Genomic DNA, 656 nt, shown 5'->3' with positions numbered 1-656 from the left:
CCGGCCGGTGGTGCTGGTGATCGAGGACCTGCACTGGGCCGATCCGTCCACTGTGGACCTCGTCGACTACCTGGCGCGGGCGCAGACCACCGAGAAGGCGCTGCTGGTGTGCACGTACCGGTCCAACGACCTGCTGCCGGGCGACCCGGTGCGCGGCATGCTGGCCGAGCTGGAGCGGGCCCGCCGGATCCACCGGGTCGAGCTGGCCCGGTTCACCACCGACGAGCTGACCGCGTTCCTCACGGTCACCACCGGCGAGCCGCCGTCGAGCGAGACCATCGACCGGTGCGTCGAGCTGTCCGACGGCAACGCGTTCTTCATCGAGGAGCTGCTCGCCGCCGGGCTGCTGGTCGACCCGGCCGCCGCGCTGCCGCCGTCGTTGCGCGACGTCGTGCTCGCGCGGGTGGAGCTGCTCGGTGACGACGAGCGCGACGTCCTGCGCGCGGCGGCGGTCGCCGGCCGGCGGGTCAGCCACCGGCTGCTCGCGGCGGTGTCGGAGCTGCCCGGCCGGCTGCTGAGCTCCACGCTGCGGGAGTGCGTGGCCCAGCACATGCTGGAGGTCGACCCGGCCGACGACACGTACGTGTTCCGGCACGCGCTCCTGCGCGAGGCGGTCTACCAGGACCTGCTGCCGGGGGAGCGGGTCGGGCTGCACG

1 pseudogene is annotated in these 656 nt (G+C 73.9%); it reads left to right on the top strand.

Going from position 1 to position 656, the window contains the following annotated elements:
• Positions 1–16 precede the first annotated feature (16 nt).
• Positions 17–656: pseudogene (locus tag Voc01_RS52670) on the top strand (LuxR family transcriptional regulator); the annotation flags it as partial.

Origin of the sequence: Virgisporangium ochraceum (genome assembly GCF_016863655.1) — a bacterium.
Taxonomy (GTDB): Bacteria; Actinomycetota; Actinomycetes; order Mycobacteriales; family Micromonosporaceae; genus Virgisporangium; species Virgisporangium ochraceum.
This window is presented reverse-complemented; position numbering and strand designations above follow the sequence as displayed.